The organism is Streptomyces sp. CB02980 (assembly GCF_014451325.2).
Taxonomy (GTDB): domain Bacteria; phylum Actinomycetota; class Actinomycetes; order Streptomycetales; family Streptomycetaceae; genus Streptomyces.
Map to the genome: position 1 here is coordinate 418,558 of NZ_JACSCH020000001.1, position 22,561 is coordinate 441,118.

A 22,561-nucleotide genomic window follows, 5' to 3' on the forward strand; every position below is an offset into this window, starting at 1 on the left:
CAGGGTGCCGGGGTCAGGGGGCGGTGGGGCCGGTCGGGGCGACCGTCCAGCTCCCGTCGTTCACCGCGTACACCGTCAGCCTGCGGTTGACCGTGTCGCCGTCCTTGTCGAAGGCGACCCGGCCGGAGACACCGTCGAAGGCCACACCGGCCACTGCCGGTGAGAGTTTCGCCCGGGCGTTGTCGGGGAGAGTGCCGCCGTTGTCCGTCACGAGGGTCTTCACCGCTTCGATGAGGGCCCAGGTCGCGTCGTAGGCGTACGGTCCGTACCAGCCTGGCGGCTCGGGGTAGTTCGCCTTCCGGTACCGGGCGAGGAACTCCCGCCCTGCCTCCGATTCCTCGGCGGGTACGCCGATCTGGGTCGCGAGGTCGCCCTCGGCCTGCGGGTTCTCCGTGAGGTACTGCTGGTCGAAGATGCCGTCGCCGCCCATCAGGGGGACGTTCACCCCCGCCTGCTTGAGCTGCCGGGACAGCGGCGCCGCGGTGTCGTAGTAGCCGCCGAAGTAGACGGCGTCGGCGCCTGAGGACCGTACTCGGACGGCCAGTCCCGCGAAGGCGCGTTCCGCGGGGTCGACCTGCTCGGTGCCGACGACGGTCCCGCCGAGTCTGGTGAACTCGGCCGTGAGACCGGCGGTGAGCGCGGTGCCGTGGGCGCTCGTGTCGTCGATGACGTACAGCTTGGTCTTCTTCGCCTCATGCAGGTACCGGGCGGCGAACGGCCCCTGGTCGACATCCGTGGCGATGGTGCGGAAGTAGGTGGAGTGGGGACGGGACCTGGTCCCCGCGGCCCAGTCGGGGCCCAGGGTCAGGGCGGGGTCGGTGTTGCCCGGTGACACGTTGACCACGTCCGCCCGCGCGAGCGAGGGCACCAGCGTTCGGGCGACTGCGGAGTTGAGAGGGCCGACGACCCCGAGAACCTTCTCGTCGGCCACGAACCGGCCGGCGATGGATGCGCCCTTGGCGGGGTCGGCCGCGTCGTCCAGGGCCTTGATCTCGAATGTCACGCCGGGGACGTGGCGGGACTCGTTGGCGGTCCTGGCCGCCAGGTCGGCGGCGTTCTTGATGCCGACGCCCATCGAGGACAGTCCGCCGCTCAGTGGTGCGTCCACACCGATCACCACCGTGACGGAGGGGTTCCCCGCTCCGCTGCCGGCCGCCCCGCCCCGAGCGGCGTCGTCATCACGGGTGAGGGCCCAGGTCAGGAGGGAGCCCGAGGCCAGCACCGCCAGCGCCGTGCTCAGGACCGCGGAGCGCCGGGTGAGGCCGCGCCGCCGGCCCGACGTCGGCCCTCGGTGCCCGGAGTCGGCCGTCGCATCCAGTGTGACCGGGCCTTCGCCCTGGGGTACGGGCACGGGCGGGGTGGTCGGGCGGTCCGGCACGGGGCCGCGCGGAGTGCCGACGGCGGACCCGGAGTCCCGGACCGTGGGGGTTGGTGGTGGCGGAGTCGGTGAGGGTGCCTGCTGCGGCATCGGCGGGGCGGAAGCGTTCTCCGCTGCCGCGTCCGGTGCGGGTGCCGGTACGGGTGCAGGTGCCGGGGTCGCCCGAGGATCGGGCGTGTGGGCGGGGGTGGGCGTGGCTTCGGATTCGGGGGCGCGTTCGCGCGCCGGCCCGTGCTCGGCTGATACGTCGGGACCGGCCGAGGACCGCAGCACCGACGCGAGCATCTCGGCCGCTTCCGAGGCGGCCACGCGCTGAGCCGGGTCCTTGGTGAGGAGCGCGTCAAGCACGGGGGTCAGCGGGCCGGCATGGACCGGCGACCGGTGCGGGCTGGTGAACACCGCCACGGCGAGGGCATGGAGCCCCTCCGCCTCGAACGGCGGGCGTCCCTCGACAGCGTGGTACAGGGTCGCGCCGAGCGCCCACAGGTCGTTGGCCGGAGTCGGGCGCTTGCCGTCCAGCTGCTCCGGCGGCATGTACTGCGGGGTGCCGATCACGATTCCGCTGTGGCTCAGCTTGGTCGTGGCGTCGGCGAGGTGGGCGATGCCGAAGTCGGTCAGGACGACACGGTCCTTGGTCAGCAGCACGTTGTCCGGCTTGATGTCGCGATGGACGATGCGCGCCCGGTGCGCCTCGGCCAACGCGTCGAGCATGGCGGCGCCGATCTCGGCCACCCGCCGTACGGGCAGTCTGCCGTGGCTTCGGATGGCGGCGGCCAGGGACTGCCCACGGATCAACTCCATGATGATGACGGGGGCTCCGTGGTGCTCCACGACGTCATGGACGGTGATGACTCCGGGGTGGCTGAGAGTGACCGCTGCGCGGGCCTCGCCGGTGAACCGCCGGAGCAGCACGGCTCGGTCGTCGTCGTCCATGCCCGGCGGGAACAGGATCTCCTTGACGGCGACCTCGCGCCCGAAGAGCTGCTGGTCGAGGCCACGCCACACCCGGCCCATGCCGCCCTGGCCGATGCGTTCGACCAGCTGGTAGCGGCCGGCGATGAGTTCGGGATTCTGCTCGGTCACGCGCACACTCTAGGACTTACTGGTCCGATCAGGTGACGGAACCACGGCTGGAACACGCCTTCGGTGACGGCGCGATCGGCTGCGGCCTTCAGCTTGTGGAGCTGTCGGCCAGCGTGGCGAGGAGGCGGGCGACGATTCCTCGACCAGCGGACAGCCACGAGCGGGGGCGAAGGCCGATGAGAGAGAAGACGGGTCTGGTCCGGGCCGCGCTCGACGGCGTTCAGTCAGGCCAGGACGGGTAGGGCTGTCAGCCCACGGACGAGTCGGGTGTGCCGCCACTCCAGTCGGTCTGCCGGGACGGCAAGACGGATGCCGGAGAACCGGGTCAGAACGGCTCGCAGGGCGATCTCCGCCTCCGCCTTCGCCAGGGGTGCGCCGACACAGCGGTGAATGCCGTGGCCGAAGGCGAGGTGGGCAGCCGCGTTCCGGTCCAGGTCGAGCTGGTCCGGCGCGGGGAACCGCGCCGGGTCTCGGTTGGCTGCCCCCAGTGCGACCAGGACCGGGACTCCGGCCGGGATTTCGGTACCGCCGAGCTCGACGGCTTCCGTGGTGAACCGGAACGTCGCCGTACTCACCGCCGAGTCGAAGCGGAGCAGTTCATCCAGCGCGGCAGGGACGTCGTCGGGCTTCGCCCGAAGGCGATCCAGCGCGGCGGGGTGCTGGAGCAGTGCCAGAAGAGCGTTGCCGAGGGCGTTGGTGGTGGTCTCGTGGCCGGCCACGAGCAGGAGCACGGCCAGGGAGACCAGCTCCGTCTCGCTCAGGTGATCGTCTCCGTCGCGAGCGGCGATGAGCCGGTCAAGGAGAGAACTGCCGGGATCCCGGCGCTTGGTGGTGATGAGGCCCGTCATGTAGTCGGCCATCGAGTGCGAGGCGGCGTCGATGACATCGGGCTTCCCTGCCGCGAAGAGCTCCGCCGACCAGCGCTGGACATCGGGCCGGTCCGTCTGCGGGACTCCGAGCAGCTCGCAGATCACGATGACCGGCAGCGGCACCGCCAGGCCGGCCACGAAGTCGAACGTCCCGCCGGCGGGCCACTGATCCAGCAGCTCGTCGGTGACGCGGGCGATGAACGGTCGCAGCTGCGCGACGGCCCCGGTCGTGAACGCCTTGGTCACCAGTGTGCGCAGCCGGGTGTGCTGGGGCGGGTCGCCGGCCAGCATCGTGTGGGCGACCGCGGGGTGCAGACGGCGCCGTGACCCCTTGCCCGCGAAGAACGCGGCCGTGTCCTTCGAGAGGCGGGCGTCGCCGAGGGCCTCTCTGGCTTCCGCGTAGCCTGTGACCAGGTAGTTGCGGTGCCCGCCGGAGCCGGAGACGGGACGCACCGGGGATATGGAGCGCATGGCCGCGTAGGCCGGATAGGGGTCCTGGAGGAAGCGGGGTTCCTGAGTCGGGTCGGTCATCTCCTCAGCCTCCAACGGGCCCCGGTCCGCCGCGGACTGCGACACGCCCTACCCGGCCGGCGATCATCGATCGGCGACGCCCTGGAACGCCGGACTCGGCCCGGGTCGGGCAGCCCCTTGTCCCCCGTAGGTCCCTCGGCTCGTACGGCCGCAGTCGGTCCTGCTGACGCGTACGTCCGGGGCAGCCGCGCGGCTGCCCCGGACGTACGGCTGCGGTCCGTCAGCGGCGGACCTGGTAGGCCCGCGTCACCGTCTGGTCGACGGAGTTGCCGTCGGCGTCGGTGGCGATGACCCGCAGCGAGACGAAGCCCGCGGCCGCCGGATTGTCGATGGTGCCGTTCAGACGGCCGTCCAGGCGGACCTGTCGCCAGGAGGCGCCGTCGTCGTACGAGGCCCACAGCTCGACCCCGGTGACGGCCGGGCCGACGAGACCCTTGGGGTGCCGTACGCCGAGGCCGACGGTCGTGCGGGATCTGGTCCGGGCGCTGTTGGCCAGGTCGGTACCGAGGCGGTAGTCGACCGACAGGACGGGCAGCAGTGTCCGCCCCTCACCCTGCGCGGAGTGGAAGCGCCAGTCGGTGCGTACCTTCGTGGAGGTGTTCCAGCCGGCCTCCTCCCGCTGTACGTCGGTGACCACGCGGTACTCGGCTCGTTCCGGGACCACCGGGAAGGCGACGGCGGTGGCGGGTGCGGTGCCGAGGAGCGTGCCGTTCCGGTAGACCGTGGTCAGCTCCTTGTCGCTGCCGTTGCGCATGACGGCCCACTGCCCGAAGCCGCTGTCGAGGAGTCCCGCGGCGGTGATTCCGGCGACCGCGCCGTCACGGACGGCGGCGTTGTCCAGGCCGCCCGGGAGCGCGGTGCGGACGACGGCCTTGTTCCAGTCGCGGCGGGCCTGCCGGCCGGGGGTGAGCTTCGTGGCGGCCGTCAGCTGCCAGGTGCCGCCCGCCGTCCACACGGGGCCCAGCTTCATGGCCTCGTAGGTGCGCAGGCCCGTGGTGACGTACTCGGTCAGGGTGCGCTGGAGCTGCATCCGCCCGAAGGCGAAGTTCGCCACCGGTTGCATCGGCGCGTGCATCAGCCGGCCGTATCCGGCCTCGGCTCCGGCGGTCGTACCGTGGAACCGGGAGTCGATCGTGGCCAGTTCACCGGCCCGGACGCGGTAGCGCTGGTCGGCGGGAATGCCGCCGGCACGGTACTTGAGCAGTTCGTAGGAGTACGGGCTGACCGCCGTGCCGGAGAAGGTGATCCGGGCGCCGGACAGAGCCAGCAGCCGCTCGCCCTCGGTGCCGGAGGCGGTCATCGCGGGGATGCGGGTCTCCTTCGCGCTCCAGTTGCCCGCCAGCCAGCCGCCGGGGCTGTCGTTGTAGACGAGCACGGCCAGCGCTCCGGCGTCGGCCGCCGCGTCGACCTGTGCGTACGTGGTGGTGCCCGAGTCACGCTTCACCAGCGCGAGCTTGCCCCGGACATCCTCTCCGGGCCTGGCCACCCGGAGGGTGCGGCTGCCGTCGAAGCGCGCAGAGCCGGTCCAGCCCTGGAAGTAGGAGACGTCCAGGGCACGGCTGCCGTGTCCGGCGAGCCGGGCCGAGAGCGCGGGGGCACCGAGGGACCAGCCGACCCGCGACTCGAAGAGGCCGGCGTCGGTGGTGGCCGACGGCACCGAGTAGACCGCCGTCTCCCCGCCCAGCCAGGTCTCGCGGTCCTGGACGAGGGGCTGCGAGGAGGAGCGGGAGGTGATGCCGACCCGGAGGCGGTTCGTCTCCGACGGGCGGGGCGTGGCCATGGTGACCGGGCCGGCCTTGGAGCCGTCGAAGGTGAACGTGCGGTCGGTGTCGATGAGCGTGCCGGGCTGGGCGCCGTAGGTGTACTCGTGGAGCATGCTCCAGTCGGGGCTGTAGTGGAAGATCTCCGCGATGAAGGAGTGCTCGCCGCGCGGCACCCGCACCACGACGGTCCCGTCCTCACCGACCGGGTACGTCTCCGGGAGCACCGCCCTGTCCAGGGAGGTGTCGGTGATCGCGGCGATGCCGCCGGTCGGCTTGCCGTCGCGGTCGAGGACCTTCAGGGTGACGTCGAAGCGCTGCACGTCCCGGCCGAAGCCGACCGCGGTCGCCACCGTCGTCCCGTCGGTGGCACGGGCGGTGACGTGCGCACCGTGCGAGCCGGTGGTGACCCTGCCCGTGTCGAGGGTGACGGCGACCCCGGCGGTGCCGTGCGCGGGGACGGTCACCGAGTCGGCGCCCAGGGCGAGCGTGCCGGCGGGCAGCGTCTCTCCCGCGTTCTCCAGCGAGAGCGCCAGTGTGACCGGGGCGTCGCCGTCGTTGGCGTACTCGATCTTCTTCTCGACCGTGGCCGAGTCGTCCCAGCCGCGCAGGCCGAAGTCGATCGTGCCGCCGGCCGACACCGGCTGGCGGACCGCGCGTGCCACGTCGAGGCGGCCGGCGCCCTGGGCGTACACGGAGGTGTCGGCGGTGGTCTTCGCGGTGCTGATGAGGTGGCTCTTCAGCTGGGCGGGCGACCAGTCGGGGTGGCGCTGGGCGAGGATCGCCGCCGCGCCCGCCACGTGCGGCGTCGCCATGGAGGTGCCGCTCGCGGTGGTGTAGAGCTCGCCGACCGGGGCGCCCATCGTGGTGCCCGCCGCGCGGGCCGCGACGATCCTGACGCCCGGTGCGGTGATCTCCGGCTTGAGGCCGCCGTCGCCGCGCGGGCCACGGCTGGAGAAGCTCGCGACGGCGTCGTCCGAGTCCACGGCTCCGACCGTCAGGGCCGCGGCTGCGGCGCCGGGCGAGCCGACGGTCCTCGCGCCGGGGCCGCTGTTGCCCGCCGCGATGGTGAACAGGACGCCCGTCCTCGCGGTGAGTTCGTTGACCGCGAGCGACATGGGGTCGGTGCCGTCGGCGCCCTCCTGGCCGCCCAGGCTCATGGAGACGACCTTCGCGCCGGAGTGCGCGGCCCATTCCATGCCCTCGATGATGCCGGACTCCGAGCCGGAGCCGCCGTCGTCGAGGACCTTGCCCACGACCAGCTCGGCGCCGGGGGCGACGCCCCGGTACCTGCCGTCGGAGCCGGCGCCGCTGCCGAGGATCGTGGAGGCGACGTGGGTGCCGTGACCGTGGCCGTCGCGCGCGGTCTCGCCGGGGACGAAGCTGCGGCTCTCGACGATGCGGTCGGCGAGGTCGGGGTGGGTGGCGTCGACGCCGGTGTCGAGCACGGCGACCTTGACGCCGGTGCCGTCGTATCCGGCGGCCCACGCCTCCGGCGCGCCGATCTGCGGGACGCTCTTCTCCAGGAGCGCGTCGACCTTGCCGTCCAGCCAGAGGCGCTGGACGCCGCCCGACAGGCGGGCCTCGGGGGTTCCGGCCCGGGCGCTGTCGTCGTCGACGGCCTCCCAGAAGGTGTCGCCCTCGGCCTTGTCGGCGGTGACGGCGGCGCCGCGCACGCCGGGGAGCCTACGGGTGAGACGGGCACCGCCGGGGGCCGTGGTGCCGGTGGAGTCGTAGCGCACGATCAGCGGGGTCGACGCGCGGTGGGCGTCGTCGAAGCCCTGGGCGACGAGCTGGGTGACGTTGAACAGTCGCTTGTCGACCTGGCCGTTGTGGACCAGCGCCTCGACGTCCCGGGGAATGACGTACACGTCGGTGCCGACCGTGTACGTCCGCAGTCCGGCGGCGCTGTCCCGGTACGGGGTGACGTTGACGGCGACGGTCTTGCCCGCCCGGGTGGCCACCGTCACCTTGTCGCCGGTCACCAGGGTGACCGTGGCGGTGCGGACGGCGTCCCGGGGCGCGGGGGTCACCGACTCCTCCCCGGTCGCGGGGAGAGGGGTGGCGCCGTACGCCATGCCGCCTGCGGTCATGGTGGCTGCCAGGGCGAAGCCGAGCAGTGCGGTTCTCCGTCTGCTGCGCATGCTGAGGGCACTCCTTCCGCCGGCGGAAGGGGGATCCGTGTCCGGCGGAACCAAGAGTCAACAGGAACGATCACCTTCGCTACAGCCCGCGACTGGCGAAGAAGCGACATGTCCACTCGCCGCCAATGTGCGTGCACCGCAGGCTACTTACGGGACCCGCGTGGTATGGCGGGCTCTCGTTTTCGACGGTCCTGATGTGATTTGATCACTCCGGGTACGGGGGTGAGATCACGTCAACCGGGGTGGGGGAAGGCGTCGTGGGCGAAGGACACATGCTGGAGGCGGCAGGGGTCGACGCCGATGAGGAGCGGGTGTACCGCTTTCTCCTCGGGGTTCGGGAAGCCGACACCGCCGGAATCGCGGGGCAGTTGGGGTTGGACGAGGCACGGGTCCAGTGGCTGCTGACCTCCCTCCACGACAAGGGCCTGGTGGGCCGGGCCGCCGAGCCACCGGGAGGCGGTCCCGAGCGGTATGTGCCGATGGCGCCCGACGCGGCGTTGCGCCCGCTGCTGCTGCGCGGGCACGAAGCGCTCGAATGGGCACGGCGGGGCGTGGAACAGCTCGCCGAGGAGTACCGGGCCGGCGGGCGGCGGCACGACGCCGGGCAGCTCGTCGAGGTGATCACCGGGGCGAGCGTGATCCGGCAGCGGCTGCGGCAGATGGCGTACGGGGCCGGTGAGATGCGCTGGCTCTGCAAGGCCCGTCCGGTCGCTCTGGCGGCGGCGGAGAACGACGAGGAGTGGGAGCTGCTCGCCCGGGGGGTGCGCTACAAGACGATCTACGAGCGCGAACTCCTGGAAGGGCCCGGGATGGTTGACAACGTTGCCCGGAGCATCCGCGCGGGCGAGCAGGCGCGGGCCGTCGGAACGCTGCCGGTGCGGCTGGTGATCGCGGACAGCTCGATGGCCATCTGCCCTCTCGTGTACGAGAGCGGGGAAGGCCTCGACGGTACGGAACGGGCGGCGGGTCCTGCCGACCGGGTGGGCGAGCCGACGGCCGCCGTGATCCACAGCAGCAGTCTGCTCGACGCGCTGATCGCCCTGTTCGAGAGCCAGTGGGCGGCGGCGACCCCGCTGCACGTCACGGACTCCGGCGAACTGGCCGACTTCGACGGCGGCCCGAATCCGGCGGTGCACCTCGCCGACGACGAGCGGTATCTGCTGTCCCTGATCGTCGCCGGGGTCGCGGACAAGGCCATCGCCTCGCAGCTGTGGGTCAGTCAGCGCACGGTGCAGCGCCGGATCCAGGCCCTGATGCAGCGCGCCGGGGCCCTGACCAGGACGCAGCTGGTGTGGCAGGTGGCGCAGCGGGGGTGGCTGGCGAACGGCTGACCAGGCGCCCGGCTCCGGGTCGTAGGCGAAGATGCCGGCCGCCATCCCGGGTGGGCAGGGATCCACGGGCGAGCTGAGCGGTGTCCAGGCCTCACCCTCCGACGGCGGGTGCACGTCGCGGTCCACCCCGAGTGAGATACGGAATGCAGCCCCCACACATACTTACCGGCCGGTAAGGTGTGCGCACTGCCTTCCTTCCCCACCGCCGCGCCGCCCTCCCTCCGAAGGAAACCGATGTCCCGGTCCGCACGCTCCGCCTTCCTGCTCGCCGGCCTGCTCGCCTCCGCGGGCGTCGCCCATTTCGTCTCCCCGAAGCAGTTCGACGCCACCGTGCCGGAGTCCCTTCCGGGCAGCCCCCGGACCTGGACCAAGGCCAGTGGGGTCGCGGAACTCGCCCTGGCCGCCGGCCTCGTCCTTCCGGCGACCCGCAAGGCGAGCGCCCGCGCCACGGCCCTGTTCTTCGCCGGAGTCTTCCCGGCCAACGTCAAGATGGCCTACGACTGGCGAGGCCGCTCGCCGAAGGCGCAGGCGATCGCCTACGGCCGACTTCCCCTCCAGATCCCCCTGATCCTGTGGGCACGCAGCGTCGGCCGCGCCGACTCCTGACACACCAGCCTCTCACCACTCCCGCGTGGCGATCAGTTCCTCCACGTCCGCGTCCGAGAACCCGTAGGCCGACGCGACACACCAGAAGTCCTCAGCGATGACTTCCCGCGCGACCGTCTCGATCTCGCTCCCTGCAGCGTCGAACTCCGCCTCCAGGAGATTGAACTCGTCCGTCGCGGCGTGAGTCAGTCCGTACAGGGCTGCCAGGTCAGCCGGCCGCTCGGCTTCGATCCGTTCGCACAGCCGCAGCAGGATCGCTCTGCCCTTGTCGACGACGTGGTCGGGGAAGTACGCGTCCGCGTACAGCTGCCGGAGAAACGCGTGCCCGGCGACCTGCCGGTTCGTGATCGGCATGACGCCTCCGTCCTTGAAGAGGGGATGAGGAAGGAACGTGCCCATCTTGAACGGGACCACTGACAACGCACCGCGTCAGGCACCCCAGTTGAGATTCGGGGGCCGGAGGACGGCGTCGGCGTTTCGGCCACCGACGCATCGGGGCCCGGACCAGGCCCGGCAAGGGTCGGTGTAGCTGGAACGAACGAACTTTCGCCTGGAGTCGGGGTTCACAGCACGTCCAAAAGTCATGTGTTCGAGAGGGCAGGGGTCGTCGTTGAGCCTGGCAACCCCTCACCGCACCCCTTCCCGGAGGCTGACTTGTACCCTCTGCCGAATCCCCGGACCGCTCTTCCTCCCGCCGCTGAGCCTGTGCTTGTCCGGCTCCCGACCGCGGCGGTACGGCCCCGACGTACCGCCGGCGCCTCCTGCGCAGCACGACCGGATACGAGGTGGTGGGGATGACCGACAGCAACGTCACCGCCCCTTCCTCGGTGGACGGGCCTTCGCCCTCCGAGCAGTTGCTCTTCGGCGGCGAGCTCACCTACGACTACGGCTGGGGCAGCCACGACGGGGCCTGGCTGAAGCTCGGACTGCGGCAGATGGGCGGCGCGCTGCCACGACAGGTCGCGGTCGCGATCCGGCTGGCGCGCGAGGCCGACCAGCGGGCGTTCGTCACGGTCGCCGTCTGCGAGATCGCCCGCGGGATCGCGCAGGCCGTCTCCCTGATCGCGGTCAACTCCCTCCTGGTCGAACTGCTCGCGTCCGGGGACATCACCGGAAGGCTCCGCGCCGCGCTGCCGTCGCTCGCCCTGGTCGCCGTGCTGGCGGTGATCGGCTCGGCGTGCAAGTCGGCCTCGGCCGCTGCGACCGGCATTCTGGAGCCGAAGGCCCAGAGGGTGGCGACCGAGCGCTATCTCGGGCTCGTGGCGAAGGTGGAGCTGGAGGCGATCGAGGACGACGCCTTCCACAAGCTGATGGACTCCGCGCAGTGGGGCGCCGACGCGGCCCGGCGGATGGTCGGCTACTGCACCGCCGTGGTCACCTCCGCGATCTCCCTGATCGCCGCCGCCGGCGTTCTCGCGGTGCTGCACTGGACACTCCTGCCGCTGCTGGCGTTCATGGCGCTCCCCAGCGCATGGGGCTCGCTCACCATGGCCAGGCATCGGTACGTCAGCTGGCACCGCTTCGTCCAGCACGTCCGGGCCGCCAAACTGATCAGCCAGCTCCTGATCAACCCACAGGCGGCGGCCGAGATCCGTGTCCATGACGTGGCTCCCTTCCTCCTCACGCACTTCCGGGAGATGGCGCAGACGAGCGAGCGCGAGCAGACCCGGCTCGCCTGGACCGGCGCGCGCACCCATGTACTGGCGGACTCGGCCCGCGGGCTCGCGACCGTCGCCACCTACGGAGTCCTCGGACTGCTGCTGTGGAACGGACGCATGGACCTCGCGGTGGCCGGCACGGCGGTACTGGCGATCCGCGCCGGCTCGGCCAGCATCACCGACCTCGTCCTCCGTGTCACGGACGTGCAGGAGGAGGCGCTGTTCGTCGCCGATCTGGAGACACTGTGCACGGAGGCCGTCCGGCGCGCCATCCCCACCGGCGGGCGCGACCTGCCCGAGGACGTGGACGAGGTTCGCTTCGAGCAGGTCACCTTCACCTACCCCGGCAAGGACAAGCCGTCCCTGTGCGAGGTCGACCTGGTCATCCCCCGAGGCAAGACCGTCGCCCTCGTCGGCAGCAACGGCGCCGGCAAGTCGACCCTGATCAGTCTGCTCAGCGGCGCCCGGCTCCCCGACAGCGGAAGAGTCCTGTGGGGCGGGGTGAGCACCGCGGAGGCCGACCGGGCGCAGGTCTTCGCGCGCGTGGCGATGGTCGCCCAGGACTTCTTCCGGTGGCCGTTCACCGCCCGCGTCAACATCGGCATCGGGCGCACGTCCGGTTCGATGGACGACGCGGCCGTCGAACCGGCCGCAGCGTACTCGGGGGCGGACAAGGTCATCACGGGACTCCCGCGTCGCTGGGACTCCCTGCTCGCCCGCGGCTACAAGGGCGGGCAGGAGATCTCCGGCGGCCAGTGGCAGAAGTTCGGCCTCGCCCGGGCCCGGCACCGCGACGGCGCCGTGCTCATCGTCGACGAGCCCACCAGCGCCCTGGACGCGGCCGCCGAGCAGCGGGTCTTCGACCAGATCCACCAGCTGGCCGACAAGGGGCAGACCACCGTGCTGATCACCCACCGCCTGGCCAGCGCCCGCCACGCCGATGTGATCTACGTGCTCGACGAGGGCCGGGTCGCCGAGCAGGGCACCTTCGCCGAGCTCATGGACCCGGCCACCGGCCCCGGGGCGTTCAGAGAGGCGTACGAGCTGCAGGCCCGCCAGTTCGTACAGCCGGCCGTTCCGACGCAGCCCGTACGGTCCACGGGGACGCCGAGTGCTCCGGGCGCCCCGGGCGCCCCACACGCCCCGGCGGGCACCGGGGAGGCCACCTCATGACGCGCGTCCTCCAGACGGAGCTTTCCCTGGTGGCGCTCCTGCCCGCCCGCGACCTCGGCGTCCTCCCCGCCCCGGTGGAGGTGGACGCGGCGGGGGACGCCGGCCGCCCCTGCTCTCCCCCTGCTGCCCCTCCGGCCGCTACGGCCCCTCCGTCCCAGTTCCAGGCGAGGTTCTGACACATGCCGCCTTCCATCTCCCCCGTACGTGATCTGGTCACCGCCTACCTCGCCAAGCACCCCCATGAGCACCCGGCCCTCGCCGGGCTGCTGGACCCGGGCAGACTCCCTTTCCTGACGATGGCCGCGCCGTCCGGCACCGTCCCGCACATCGTCGGCGTTCACCTCTACTCGACGCGGGACCCGTACCGGCAGCTCGGCCGCCTCGTACACACGTTGGCCCGCCGCGAGACGGAACGACGGAGGACTCCATGACGGGCACGGACACCGGTCGCCGGATCGCTCCACAGCTCGCGGTGGTACCGCCCTGCCGGGCGACCGGCGGTGGGAGGGCACCGCCCCTGCGGACGCGCTGGTGCCCCGCTCCGTGCCGCGGCCCCGAGGGTGGATCGACGACGGCTTCCGCCGCTTCCTCGGCATCGCCCTCTCCCCATCCGCACGTACACCAACGGCCCTTCCGATGTGCACCGAGCGAACCTCACGGACGCCCCGCCGGTCATCCAGCTGTGCCCCGAGCGTGGCTCAGGCCACCCAGGCCGAGGTGGCCGTCTGGACCAGCGAGCCGTCCAGGTCCGCCAGCTTCGCACCGACGAACGTGCGTGCCGCGTCCGATGTCTGGATCCGGAAGGCCGGTCGATCGGTGGTGAGCGCCTCGGTGATCGCCTCTCCCACCGCCTCAGACGTCTGGGCGGCGGCGAAGGCGCCCCGGGTGCGGTGGAGGTAGTTCGCCAGCGCCGGACCGTAGACGCCGGCCTCCGCCGCCGCACCCTCCTGGATGCCCACGTTCGCGACGAACTCACTGGCCACCGCGCCGGGCTCGATCACCGCGACCGTGACACCGGCCGTGGCGGCGACCGGGGCCAGGCTCTCCATGAAGCCCTCGGCCGCGAACTTGGCAGCGCAGTACGCCTCGTTGAACGGCTGGCCGATCACGCCGCCGACGCTGGTGACGGTGAGCAGCCGCCCGCCGGTGGCGCGCAGGTGCGGCATGACGGCCTTGGTGACGGTGACCACGCCGAAGAAGTTGACCTCCATCACCTGGCGAACCTCGTCCACGGACTCGTTCTCGATGGTGCCGACGTGCCCCGCGCCCGCGTTGTTGACCACGGCGTCCAGCCGGCCGTGGTCGGCGATCACTCCGGCGACGCACTCCTCGACCGAGGCGGCGTCGGTGACGTCCAGGCGGCGGATGTCCAGCTCGACCCCGGCCACCTCTGCCGCCTTGCGCAACGCGCCGGCCCGGGCCGGGTCGCGCAGCGTGGCGACCGTGGTGAAGCCCGCGCGGGCGGCGGAGACGGCAGCGGCGAGGCCGATGCCGGAGGAGGTGCCGGTGATCAGGACGACCTTGTCGGACATGGAGAACCCTCTCTGCGGTGGTGCCGGGTGGCGCCGGGCGGTGCTCAGTGGCACTCACGAGGACAATTACTTATGAATCATCATTACAATACTCCATAACTATGAGCCCCGATATTTGCTACTGTCAAGCACCTGGCTACAGTGGACGGCATGACCTTTCCCGCAGACGAGCTCGACGCGCGGGTGGTCGGCCTGTTCGCCGTCGTCAACCGCAGGTACGCGCGCGAGGCCGAGGCCGCCGCCACCGCGCAGGACCTGACCCCGCTCCAGGCCAAGGCGCTGCTGTACAGCGCCGAGCCGGTGCCGATGCGAGCGCTCGCCGAGCGGCTGCGCGCCGAGCCGTCCAACCTCACGGCACTGGTCGACCGGCTGGAGGAACGCGGCTTGGTCGAACGACGGTCGGGGGCCACGGACCGCCGGGTCAAGCTGGTCGCCGCCACCGAAGAGGGCCATCAGGCGATCGCCGAGCTGCGTACGGCCATGCCGTTCGCCACCGACCCGCTCGGAGCGCTCGACCGGGAGCAGCGCGAGACGCTCGGCCGACTGCTGGCACTGCTCGCCGACGAGCCGTGGCCGACCGACGCCACCCCGTAAGCTCCCGGGCCGTGGCGGCCCGACCGGAGGAGTCTGCCGCCACCTCTCGACGGAGAACGGCGCACAGCACCCGCCGCCGAGCTCATCGGCGGCCGCCATCGACGACTGACGGGTCCGCGCGAACTCACACCCGCCTGGCAGACACGCGTCCTGGGACCTAGGCCGGGGCACAGCCGGGAAAGTATGATCAAGCGATGTCCGACATGACAGAGACCACGCCCGGCTGGCTGAGCACGGACGAGCTGAACACGGCTCGGGCCCAGATGCCGATCCTGTACGTCGAGGCCGTACCCGTACGTGTGGACGACAGCGGCGAAGTCACCAGCATCGGCCTGCTCCTGCGGATCGGCGCGGACGGAACCATCAGCCGCACCCTGGTCTCCGGCCGGGTCATGCACCACGAACGAGTCCGTGACGCACTCCTACGCCACCTGGAGAAAGACCTCGGCCCCGTGGCCCTGCCACGCGTCCCTCCCGCACTGCAGCCCTTCACCGTCGCCGAGTACTTCCCCACGGCCGGCATCACGCCGTACCACGACCCTCGCCAACACGCGGTCTCGCTGGCGTACATCGTGCCGGTGAGCGGCGACTGCCGCCCACGGCAGGACGCACTGGACCTCGTCTGGTTCAGCCCGCAGGAGGCGGCCTCCCCCGCCGTACAGAACGAGATGCCGGACGGCCGCGGGGCGCTGCTGAAGCAGGCCCTCGCGCACGTGGGGCACGTGTACTGAGAGTCGGGGCCAGGCCGAAGAAGACGGACGCCACGCTGCTGCCGCCCGGGAAGGGCAGCAGCAGCACGCGTACTCGCCGCCCCCGACGAACCACGCACGGACGGGCCCACCGTCGGAAGTGACACCGTCACCGACACGCCCGCATCTCGGCCCAGCAGGCCCCCGCCGTGAACCGACCGGCCCCACAGGGAGCGCTCAGCCTCCGGTGACCACCGACCCCGAAGACACGTTCGATTGTCAGTGGTGGGTGAGACGGTAGGTACATCGAGTCGGAACGAGGGGGAGCCGTCATGACGGGTAGCCAGAACTTCATCAACCACGTTGCTCTTGTGCTGGACGCCAGTTCGTCCATGTCGCACCTGAGCCGCAAGGTCATCGAGGTCGCCGACCAGCAGATCGCGTACCTCGCCCGCCGATCGAAGGACCTGGACCAGGAGACCCGTGTCACGGTGTACGTCTTCGCCGACAAGGTGGAGTGCGTCATCTACGACAAGGACGTGCTGCGCATGCCGTCGCTGAAGCAGCTGTACCGGGTGGGGGGAATGACGGCTCTGCTGGCGGCCGCACTGAAGTCCCAGCGGGAGCTCGCGCAGACGGCGCAGCTCTACGGCGACCACAGCTTCCTGACGTTCGTGCTCACCGACGGCCAGGAGAACGCGAGCCACCGCTGCCCGGATGCTCCGACCAAGGATCCGCGTGAACTGGTGAAGGCCGTGGCGGAGATGATCCGGACGCAGGACGACAACTGGACGCTGGCCGTCCTCGTGCCGGACCAGATGGGCAAGCACGAGGCCATGCAGGGCGGCTTCCCGAAGGACAACATCGCCATCTGGGACGCCACGAGCACGCAGGGTCTGGAGGAGGCCGGGCAGGTCATCCAGGAGGCCACCGAGAAGTTCATGGTGGGGCGCAGCAAGGGCATCCGGGGATCGCGGGCCGTGTTCTCCGTGGGGGCCGAGGCCGTGAACAAGGACACCGTCGAAGCGGCGGGCCTGACCCCTGTGGATCCGTCGGAATACGAGCTGATCGCGGTGGCTCGCGATGCGGCGATCCGGGACTGGGTCGTCGAGAGCGGGCACGCCTACCGCACCGGTGGTGCGTTCTACCAGCTGAGCAAGTCGGAGAAGATCCAGGCGCGGAAGCAGATCGCGGTACTGGAGAAGAAGACGGACCGGGTGTACGCGGGGCCCGAGGCCCGGTCGTTGCTGGGCCTGCCGGACGTCGAGGTGCGCGTCAAGCCCGACCACAACGACGACTTCACGATCTTCGTGCAGAGCACCAGCGTGAACCGCAAGCTCGTACCGAACACCCGACTGCTGCTGATGCACTGACGCCTTGTCCGGGGACCCGGTCGGGTCCCCGGCACCCCGGACCTCACCGGGCCCGCCCGGGCCTCTGGTGGCACCGAGAACAGGCATGCGGCGTGGGCGAGTTCACCATCGCCGCCCCTGCCATCGCCTGCAACCGGGGTCTTGGGCACCGGTAGGGGGTAGGCAAGAGCTGTGAACGCTTCCGGTCCACTGCGCGGGATGGGCAGCCGCCGGATCCTATGCGCTCTCGGGATCCCGATGGGACGCTCTGAGATGATCACGTCATGAGATCGAACACCGGCGGGCCGGCCTCCGTTGACGCACTCGACGTCGATATCCCTGCCCCAGGCGGTGGCCGGCTGCGAGCCGAACGCACCGGCAGCGGCAGCCCAGTCGTCCTGCTGCACGGAGCGGGGATGGACGCCCGCCTGTGGGACACGGTGGTTCCGGAGCTGGCCCGGCACCACGACGTCATCCGCTATGACGCCCGCGGCCTGGGACGTTCCAGCCTGCCGGACCGGCCGTTCGACGATGTCGAGGACCTGAGCGCCGTCCTTGACCACTTCGGCCTGGACCGTGCCGCCCTGGTCGGGCTGAGCATGGGCGGGGAGACGGCGCTGGACTTCACGCTCGCCCATCCCGGGCGGGTCGGCGCGCTCGCCCTCGTCGGTGCGTCGGTCAGCGGACACGACTGGCCGGCGGACCCGCAGTCCTCCGCCTACGCCACCGCCCGCCGACAGCGCGACGCGGGGGCCCTGGCCGCGCTGGAGCTCTCGATCTGGGCCGCGCTGGGCCGCACGGCCCCCGGCGGAGAGCTCGTCGAGGCGATGGTGGCGGACAACGCCGAACGCCGCATCGCCAGCGAACCCTTCCTCGCCCACTTCCCGGACCGCGCCGCCGAATCCCGCCTGGGCGAGATCGCCGTCCCGGTCCTGGTCGTCCACGGCGACCAGGACCACCCGGAGATCGCGGCCATCGCCGAACGCCTCGTCGCCGACCTACCCGACGCCCACGGCGTGACCGTCCCGGAGGCCGACCATTACCTGCCGCTCCGCAGTCCCGAACGGCTCGTAGAGCTGTTGCTTGCGCATCTGGCCCGACCTCGCCGAGCAGGCGAGTAGGCCGAACCCCGGCCGACCGCACCCTGAGCAGCCCGAAGATCATTTACGGACAGCCCTCAGAGCAGGATCGTCAAGGCCGTGGACGACGGGCTCGGCCCGTATCGGCCCCGCAAGCTGTCCGGGAGGTGCCTGCGAGGGAGTCCCGGGAGCGCGCTAGGCTGCCGATCTTCGGCGAACGGGGGGCATGTCATGTGGCAGCGGGGCATACGGATGGTTGTGCTGGGCGCGGTCCTGGTGGTCCTCGCCGGCTGCGGTTCCGAGACGGTGGAGACCGTGGAGGAGGCGACAGGCGCGGACACCGCCTGGACGCTCGCCGCACCGATCCGCATCGACGGTGTCCGTACCGCCGACGGCGGCCGGTCCCTGGTGGTCGACGCCGAAGTGCCCGACGGCGCACGTGACTGCGTGCGCGGCCTGAGCGGTGAACTCGACACTGTCGAGCGCGGCACCGTATACGTGCGGGTCACCTACGAGACCCGTTCCCTGGACCGGGCCGCCGGCTGCACCGGGACGCAGCGGGTCGAAGCGACGGTGAAGCTGGGAGAGCCGCTGAGCTCCCGCAGGGTCATGGTGAACAGCCGGGACGTGTACACCCCCGCCGGTGCCACCCCGCCGGCCCTGCGGCACTGCGGTGAGAACGGCTGCGACCCCACGCCCCCGCGCTGCACCTCGCCCTCGTACCGGCAGGCGGTCAACGACACGGACATCCCCGAGCACACGAGTTGGGAGGAACGCGGCTGCGACGACACGTGGCTGGTTCTCGACCTGTCGACCCGGATGGGGCCGGTGTGCGGTGAATCCGCCGACGGCTGCTCCTCCTCAAGTGTCTCCCAGCGCTGGTTCTACCGGGCCGAGCCCTCGGGCTGGCGGCCGGTCACCACGAACGGCGATGCGGGTTGCGCGGGCATCCACAAAGTCCTGCCGGAGCTGCCCGAACGCCTCTGCGCGTCACTGCCTCGGCTCGACCGCGACTGATCCGCCGAACACGCTGCTCTCGGGACGAGTGGGACCTGCTGACGAGCGTCGCCAGGCCTTCCTCGGCACCTCGACGGCAGCAGCCCTCGTCATCCGGCGGGCCAGAACGCCTGGAACAGCATCTCCACCTGCCGCGCCACGTGCTCCGGGTCGAACCTCTGCGGGTCGGTGAGCGCCGTGCGGCCGAAGTGCTCGGCGCAGGCGACGAAGGCGTGGGCAAGGATCTGAGGGTCGAGCTCGGAGCGGCCCCGGTCGGCCAGGACGGCGGTGGTCCAGTCGGCGACCCGATGGCGGAACCGCTCCCGGTCCGCCTCGACGCGGTCGCGGACGACCGCGGGCATGTCCCCCGGTGTCAACAGGATCAGCCGCCAGGTGGCGGGGGCGGTGCGGAGCATCGCGGACATCCGCCGCACGGTCTCGGCGGCGAACGCGGCCGGCTCCCGTGGGTCCGCCCCTTCAGGAAGGGTCTCAAGGAGCTGCCGGAAGGCGCGGGCCTGCTCTCGGTCGAGCAGGGCGCCCAGCAGGTCGCCCAGGTTCTCGAAGACGCCGTAGACCACCGACCGTGCGACGTCGGCCCGCTTCGCGATCGCGTCGATGGAGACCCCGGCGTATCCGTCACTGACGATCACGGCCAGCGCCGCGTCGAGGAGTTGCTCGCGGCGTTCCGCGAGCGGGACGCGCGGGGCGTAGGGGCGTCGCTTGCGCGGCGTGGGTTCCGAAGCGGTGGAGGCAGACACCTTGGCAGTTTACGACATCCGTGTCTTAATTTACGACAGCACTGTCGTAATGGCGCGATCGGGCGCGAGGCGAGGAGCGGGACGATGGCGTTGCTGAAGCGGAGCGAGGTCGAACCTCATGAGGACTACGGCTTCTTCGGGCCCGGGTCGGTGGTGTGGAAGGTCTGGAGCTATCCGACGTCGCTGACAGTCGGCTTCCAGCGGTCCGTGGTGGTCGAGGAGCTCGATCCGCCCCTGGTGGCCGCCGTACACGGAACTCAGGGCATCTACCGACGTCCGCGCACGCGCTACGACCGCACCCTGCGGTACTTCGCGATGGTGGCCTTCGCCGGCTCGCGCGAGGTGTGCAAGGCGGCGGACGTCCTGGTCAAGGTGCACTCCAAGGCTGTCGGACGACTGCCTTACAGCGAGGGGACCTACGACGCCAACGACCCCGCCTCCCAGCTGTGGATCCAACTCACCGGCTGGCACTCGATCCTGTACGCGTACGAGAAGTACGGTCCGGGCAAGCTGACCGCCGAGGAGGAGCGGGAGTACTGGCAGGCGTGCGCGACCGCCGCCGAACTGCAGACCTGCTCCCCCGACGACATACCCCGCAACCGTGAGGGCGTGCGGGCCTACTTCGAGCGGATGCGTCCGCAGCTGTCCGCCAGCCCGATCGCCCGGCAGGCCATGGCCCACCTGCTGCGCGCCGACCTTGTGCTGCCTCCTACGCCCCTCTGGGCGAGGCCGGCCGGTCTGGTCGTGGCGCAGGCGCTACGGATCGCCACCCTTGCCACCATGCCGCGCTGGATGCGCGAGCTGGCCGGAATCCGGCAGTCGCGTGCCCTCGACGTGCTCATCGTGCCCGTCATGAAGGTCTCGTTCGCGCTCGCGCACCTCAACCCCAGGATCGAGCTGCTCCTGCTGGGACGGCAGTCCCCGTCCACGGTTGCCGTGGTCGCCCCGATGAAGCTCGGGATTCCGCCCCGCCGCGAGGAGGTCCTGACCCCCACCGAGGCCCGCGCCCGCCACGGCTTCGTCAAGCCCGCCGAAGCGCATCTCGATCTGCGGGCCCGACAGATCGCGCGGGTGCTCGACGACGGCCGGGCCCCGAGCGAGCAGGGGCTCATCGAGTCGCAGGACACCCTGGGGCCGCTCGCCTAGGTGTTCTGTCCCGGGAGGTTGTGGACGGGTGAGCCAGGTCTCGGCTGAGGGATCTTGAAGGGGGGGGTAACCCAGATACGCCAGAAACCCGCCAGAACGTGGTCCTGGCCTGCTGAGTGCCTGACGCTGTCGGGAATCTTGGCGATGACGGTCGGCCATGCCCTCGACATCTCAGTCTCCAAGATCCCCGACCTCGTCACCCGCGATCAGCTCTGCGTCTCCTCGCGGCGTCCAATAGCGGCCGCATCGGGTACGACGAGCAGCTTGCCGGTGGTACGCCGAGCCTCCAGATCGCTGTGGGCCTGGGCGGCCTCGGACAATGCATAGCGGCCCGTTACGGTGACCTCAAGCGCCTTGGAGCGCACCCACTCGAACACATCGGCGGCCCGTCGGAGCAGTTCGGACCGATCGGCGATGAAGTCCCCGAGGCTGGGCCGGATCAGGGTCAGCGAGCCGCCGTGGGCGAGCCGAATCGGATCAAACGGCGGCACGGCACCACTTGCCGCGCCGAAGAGCACGAGATGGCCGCGGGTTCGCAGGCTGGCGAGGCTCGCATCGAAGGTGTGCGCGCCGACGCCGTCGAAGACAACCGGCAGTCCCTGACCGCCGTTGAGCCGCCTCACCTCGGCTGCGAGATCGTCGACTGCGGAGGAAAGGATCACCTCAGCGGCCCCGGCACGCTTCGCCAGCTCGGCCTTCGCCGTGGTCGACGTCGTGCCGATCACCCTGCCGCCGAGATGGGTGATGAGCTGGGTCAAAAGCAGCCCCATGCCACCAGCAGCCGCATGCACGAGCACCGTGTCGCCCCCCTGAACCGGGTAGGCGTCCTTGACGAGATAGTGCGCGGTCATGCCTTGGAGGAGCACGGCGGCGGCTGTCTCGAAGCCGATGTCGTCGGGCAGCGGCACCAGCCGGGAGGAGTCCACGACGGCCCGCTCGGCATACGTGCCGGGAATCTCCACCCAACCGACCCGGTCCCCGACTGCGACGTCAGCGACGCCGGGTCCGACTTCGACGACCGTGCCGGCGCCCTCAGCGCCCGGGGTGAAGGGCAGCGGGAGGCTGTACCGGCCTTCGCGGTGGTAGACGTCGAGGAAGTTGACCCCGGATGCGGCGACCTCCACGACCGCCTCGCCCGGACCCGGCCGCGGCTGGTCCACCTCGGCCTCCTGCAGCACCTCGGGACCGCCCACTTCGTACACCTGAATCGCTCGCATGACCCTCCAATTAACGGCTCTTCCCCCACCAACCCCGTTGATGGCGATCCGATTCCCGGCAGGCAGACCAGCCTGCCGCCCCCGCCGAGTTGAGACGCCTGCTTCGCACCCGGGTCTGGGACAGGAGACCGAGGCCGTCAAGGGGCGACGAATGCACGACCGGGCGACCGGGCGACCGGGCGACCGGGCGACCGGGCGACCGGGCACGTCATACGCCGCTACGAACGCGAGAAACCCGGCGAGCTCGTGCACGTCGACATCAAGAAGCTCGGCAACCTCCCCGACGGCGGCGGACACAAGGTCCTGGGCCGGCAAGCGGGCCGCAAGACCCGCAGGAACGCCGGCTACAGCTACCTGCACACCGCCGTCGACGACCACTCCCGCCTCGCCTACAGCGAGATCCGCGCGGACGAGAAGAAGGAGACCGCCACCGCCTTCTGGCAACGGGCCCACCGGCGCTGGGATCACCGTCGAACGGGTTCTGACCGACAACGGCTCCTGCCACCGCTCACGCGACTGGCGCGACAGCCTGGCGGCGGCCGGGATCACCCACAAACGAACCCGGCCCTACCGGCCCCAGACCGACGGCAAGGTCGAACGCTTCAACCGCACCCCGCTCGACGAATGGGCCTCCGCCCCGCCCCTACCGGTCAGGGTTCGCCGGG

18 protein-coding genes and 1 pseudogene are annotated in these 22,561 nt (G+C 71.2%); 12 read left to right on the forward strand and 7 right to left on the reverse strand.

The annotated features are described in order from the left end of the window. Window positions 1–13: 13 nt before the first annotated feature. The 3 genes from E0F75_RS40325 to E0F75_RS02085 form a co-directional block, all read right to left on the reverse strand. Window positions 14–2,461, reverse strand: a complete 2,448-nt coding sequence (locus E0F75_RS40325; RefSeq protein WP_187620671.1) for a bifunctional serine/threonine-protein kinase/ABC transporter substrate-binding protein — start codon at window positions 2,459–2,461, stop codon at window positions 14–16. Window positions 2,462–2,685: 224 nt separating this feature from the next. Beyond that, window positions 2,686–3,861 (reverse strand): cytochrome P450, encoded by a 1,176-nt coding sequence (locus tag E0F75_RS02080; RefSeq protein WP_187620672.1) that lies wholly within the window; start codon window positions 3,859–3,861, stop codon window positions 2,686–2,688. Window positions 3,862–4,081: 220 nt separating this feature from the next. After that, entirely contained in the window at window positions 4,082–7,765 is a 3,684-nt protein-coding gene (locus E0F75_RS02085; protein ID WP_187620673.1) for a S8 family peptidase, read from the reverse strand. A 272-nt stretch (window positions 7,766–8,037) separates the two neighbouring features. Between E0F75_RS02085 and E0F75_RS02090 the strand changes: the two genes are divergently transcribed. Then, window positions 8,038–9,096, forward strand: a complete 1,059-nt coding sequence (locus tag E0F75_RS02090; protein ID WP_187621010.1) for a helix-turn-helix domain-containing protein — start codon at window positions 8,038–8,040, stop codon at window positions 9,094–9,096. 234 nt (window positions 9,097–9,330) lie between these two features. Next, window positions 9,331–9,702: a DoxX family protein gene (locus E0F75_RS02095; protein ID WP_187620674.1), complete on the forward strand. Its 372-nt coding sequence runs from the start codon at window positions 9,331–9,333 to the stop codon at window positions 9,700–9,702. A gap of 12 nt (window positions 9,703–9,714) precedes the next feature. On the opposite strand, the gene E0F75_RS02100 is transcribed toward E0F75_RS02095, so the two are convergent. Next, window positions 9,715–10,056, reverse strand: a complete 342-nt coding sequence (locus tag E0F75_RS02100; protein WP_187620675.1) for a DUF5713 family protein — start codon at window positions 10,054–10,056, stop codon at window positions 9,715–9,717. A gap of 440 nt (window positions 10,057–10,496) precedes the next feature. On the opposite strand from E0F75_RS02100, the gene E0F75_RS02105 reads away from it, so the two are divergent. From E0F75_RS02105 to E0F75_RS02115, 3 genes are read left to right on the forward strand one after another with little or no spacing between them, the layout of a single operon-like run. Next, window positions 10,497–12,533, forward strand: a complete 2,037-nt coding sequence (locus E0F75_RS02105) for an ABC transporter ATP-binding protein (protein WP_187620676.1) — start codon at window positions 10,497–10,499, stop codon at window positions 12,531–12,533. Further along, window positions 12,530–12,709: a hypothetical protein gene (locus E0F75_RS02110; protein ID WP_187620677.1), complete on the forward strand. Its 180-nt coding sequence runs from the start codon at window positions 12,530–12,532 to the stop codon at window positions 12,707–12,709. The genes E0F75_RS02105 and E0F75_RS02110 overlap by 4 nt, the downstream gene beginning before the upstream one ends. 3 nt (window positions 12,710–12,712) lie before the next feature. Next, window positions 12,713–12,964, forward strand: a complete 252-nt coding sequence (locus tag E0F75_RS02115; protein WP_187620678.1) for a hypothetical protein — start codon at window positions 12,713–12,715, stop codon at window positions 12,962–12,964. Between the two features lie 267 nt (window positions 12,965–13,231). On the opposite strand, the gene E0F75_RS02120 is transcribed toward E0F75_RS02115, so the two are convergent. Further along, a complete protein-coding gene (locus E0F75_RS02120; protein WP_187620679.1) occupies window positions 13,232–14,065 on the reverse strand; it encodes an SDR family NAD(P)-dependent oxidoreductase in 834 nt (277 codons plus the stop codon). Between the two features lie 150 nt (window positions 14,066–14,215). On the opposite strand from E0F75_RS02120, the gene E0F75_RS40330 reads away from it, so the two are divergent. The 5 genes from E0F75_RS40330 to E0F75_RS02145 all read left to right on the forward strand — a co-directional run bounded on the left by E0F75_RS40330 (window position 14,216) and on the right by E0F75_RS02145 (window position 18,796). Next, window positions 14,216–14,659, forward strand: a complete 444-nt coding sequence (locus E0F75_RS40330) for a MarR family winged helix-turn-helix transcriptional regulator (protein ID WP_187620680.1) — start codon at window positions 14,216–14,218, stop codon at window positions 14,657–14,659. A 203-nt stretch (window positions 14,660–14,862) separates the two neighbouring features. Beyond that, a complete protein-coding gene (locus E0F75_RS02130) occupies window positions 14,863–15,390 on the forward strand; it encodes an NUDIX hydrolase family protein (protein WP_187621011.1) in 528 nt (175 codons plus the stop codon). Between the two features lie 290 nt (window positions 15,391–15,680). Continuing rightward, window positions 15,681–16,721 (forward strand): vWA domain-containing protein, encoded by a 1,041-nt coding sequence (locus E0F75_RS02135; protein ID WP_187620681.1) that lies wholly within the window; start codon window positions 15,681–15,683, stop codon window positions 16,719–16,721. Between the two features lie 263 nt (window positions 16,722–16,984). After that, entirely contained in the window at window positions 16,985–17,821 is an 837-nt protein-coding gene (locus E0F75_RS02140; protein WP_267499283.1) for an alpha/beta fold hydrolase, read from the forward strand. A gap of 210 nt (window positions 17,822–18,031) precedes the next feature. Then, window positions 18,032–18,796: a hypothetical protein gene (locus E0F75_RS02145; protein ID WP_187620683.1), complete on the forward strand. Its 765-nt coding sequence runs from the start codon at window positions 18,032–18,034 to the stop codon at window positions 18,794–18,796. An 89-nt stretch (window positions 18,797–18,885) separates the two neighbouring features. Here E0F75_RS02145 and E0F75_RS02150 read toward each other — a convergent pair whose 3' ends face one another. After that, the gene (locus E0F75_RS02150; protein WP_187620684.1) at window positions 18,886–19,533 is read right to left on the reverse strand and encodes a TetR/AcrR family transcriptional regulator; all 648 of its coding nucleotides are present in this window, start codon (window positions 19,531–19,533) and stop codon (window positions 18,886–18,888) included. A gap of 84 nt (window positions 19,534–19,617) precedes the next feature. On the opposite strand from E0F75_RS02150, the gene E0F75_RS02155 reads away from it, so the two are divergent. After that, window positions 19,618–20,679 carry an oxygenase MpaB family protein gene (locus E0F75_RS02155; protein WP_187620685.1) on the forward strand — a complete coding sequence of 354 codons (1,062 nt, stop codon included), beginning with the start codon at window positions 19,618–19,620 and terminating at the stop codon, window positions 20,677–20,679. Between the two features lie 206 nt (window positions 20,680–20,885). Here the strand turns inward: E0F75_RS02155 and E0F75_RS02160 are convergent, their stop codons facing one another. Beyond that, window positions 20,886–21,896 (reverse strand): quinone oxidoreductase, encoded by a 1,011-nt coding sequence (locus E0F75_RS02160; protein WP_112446335.1) that lies wholly within the window; start codon window positions 21,894–21,896, stop codon window positions 20,886–20,888. 189 nt (window positions 21,897–22,085) lie between these two features. On the opposite strand from E0F75_RS02160, the pseudogene E0F75_RS02165 reads away from it, so the two are divergent. Continuing rightward, window positions 22,086–22,539 (forward strand): annotated as a pseudogene (locus E0F75_RS02165) (DDE-type integrase/transposase/recombinase); the annotation flags it as partial. Window positions 22,540–22,561: the final 22 nt, after the last annotated feature.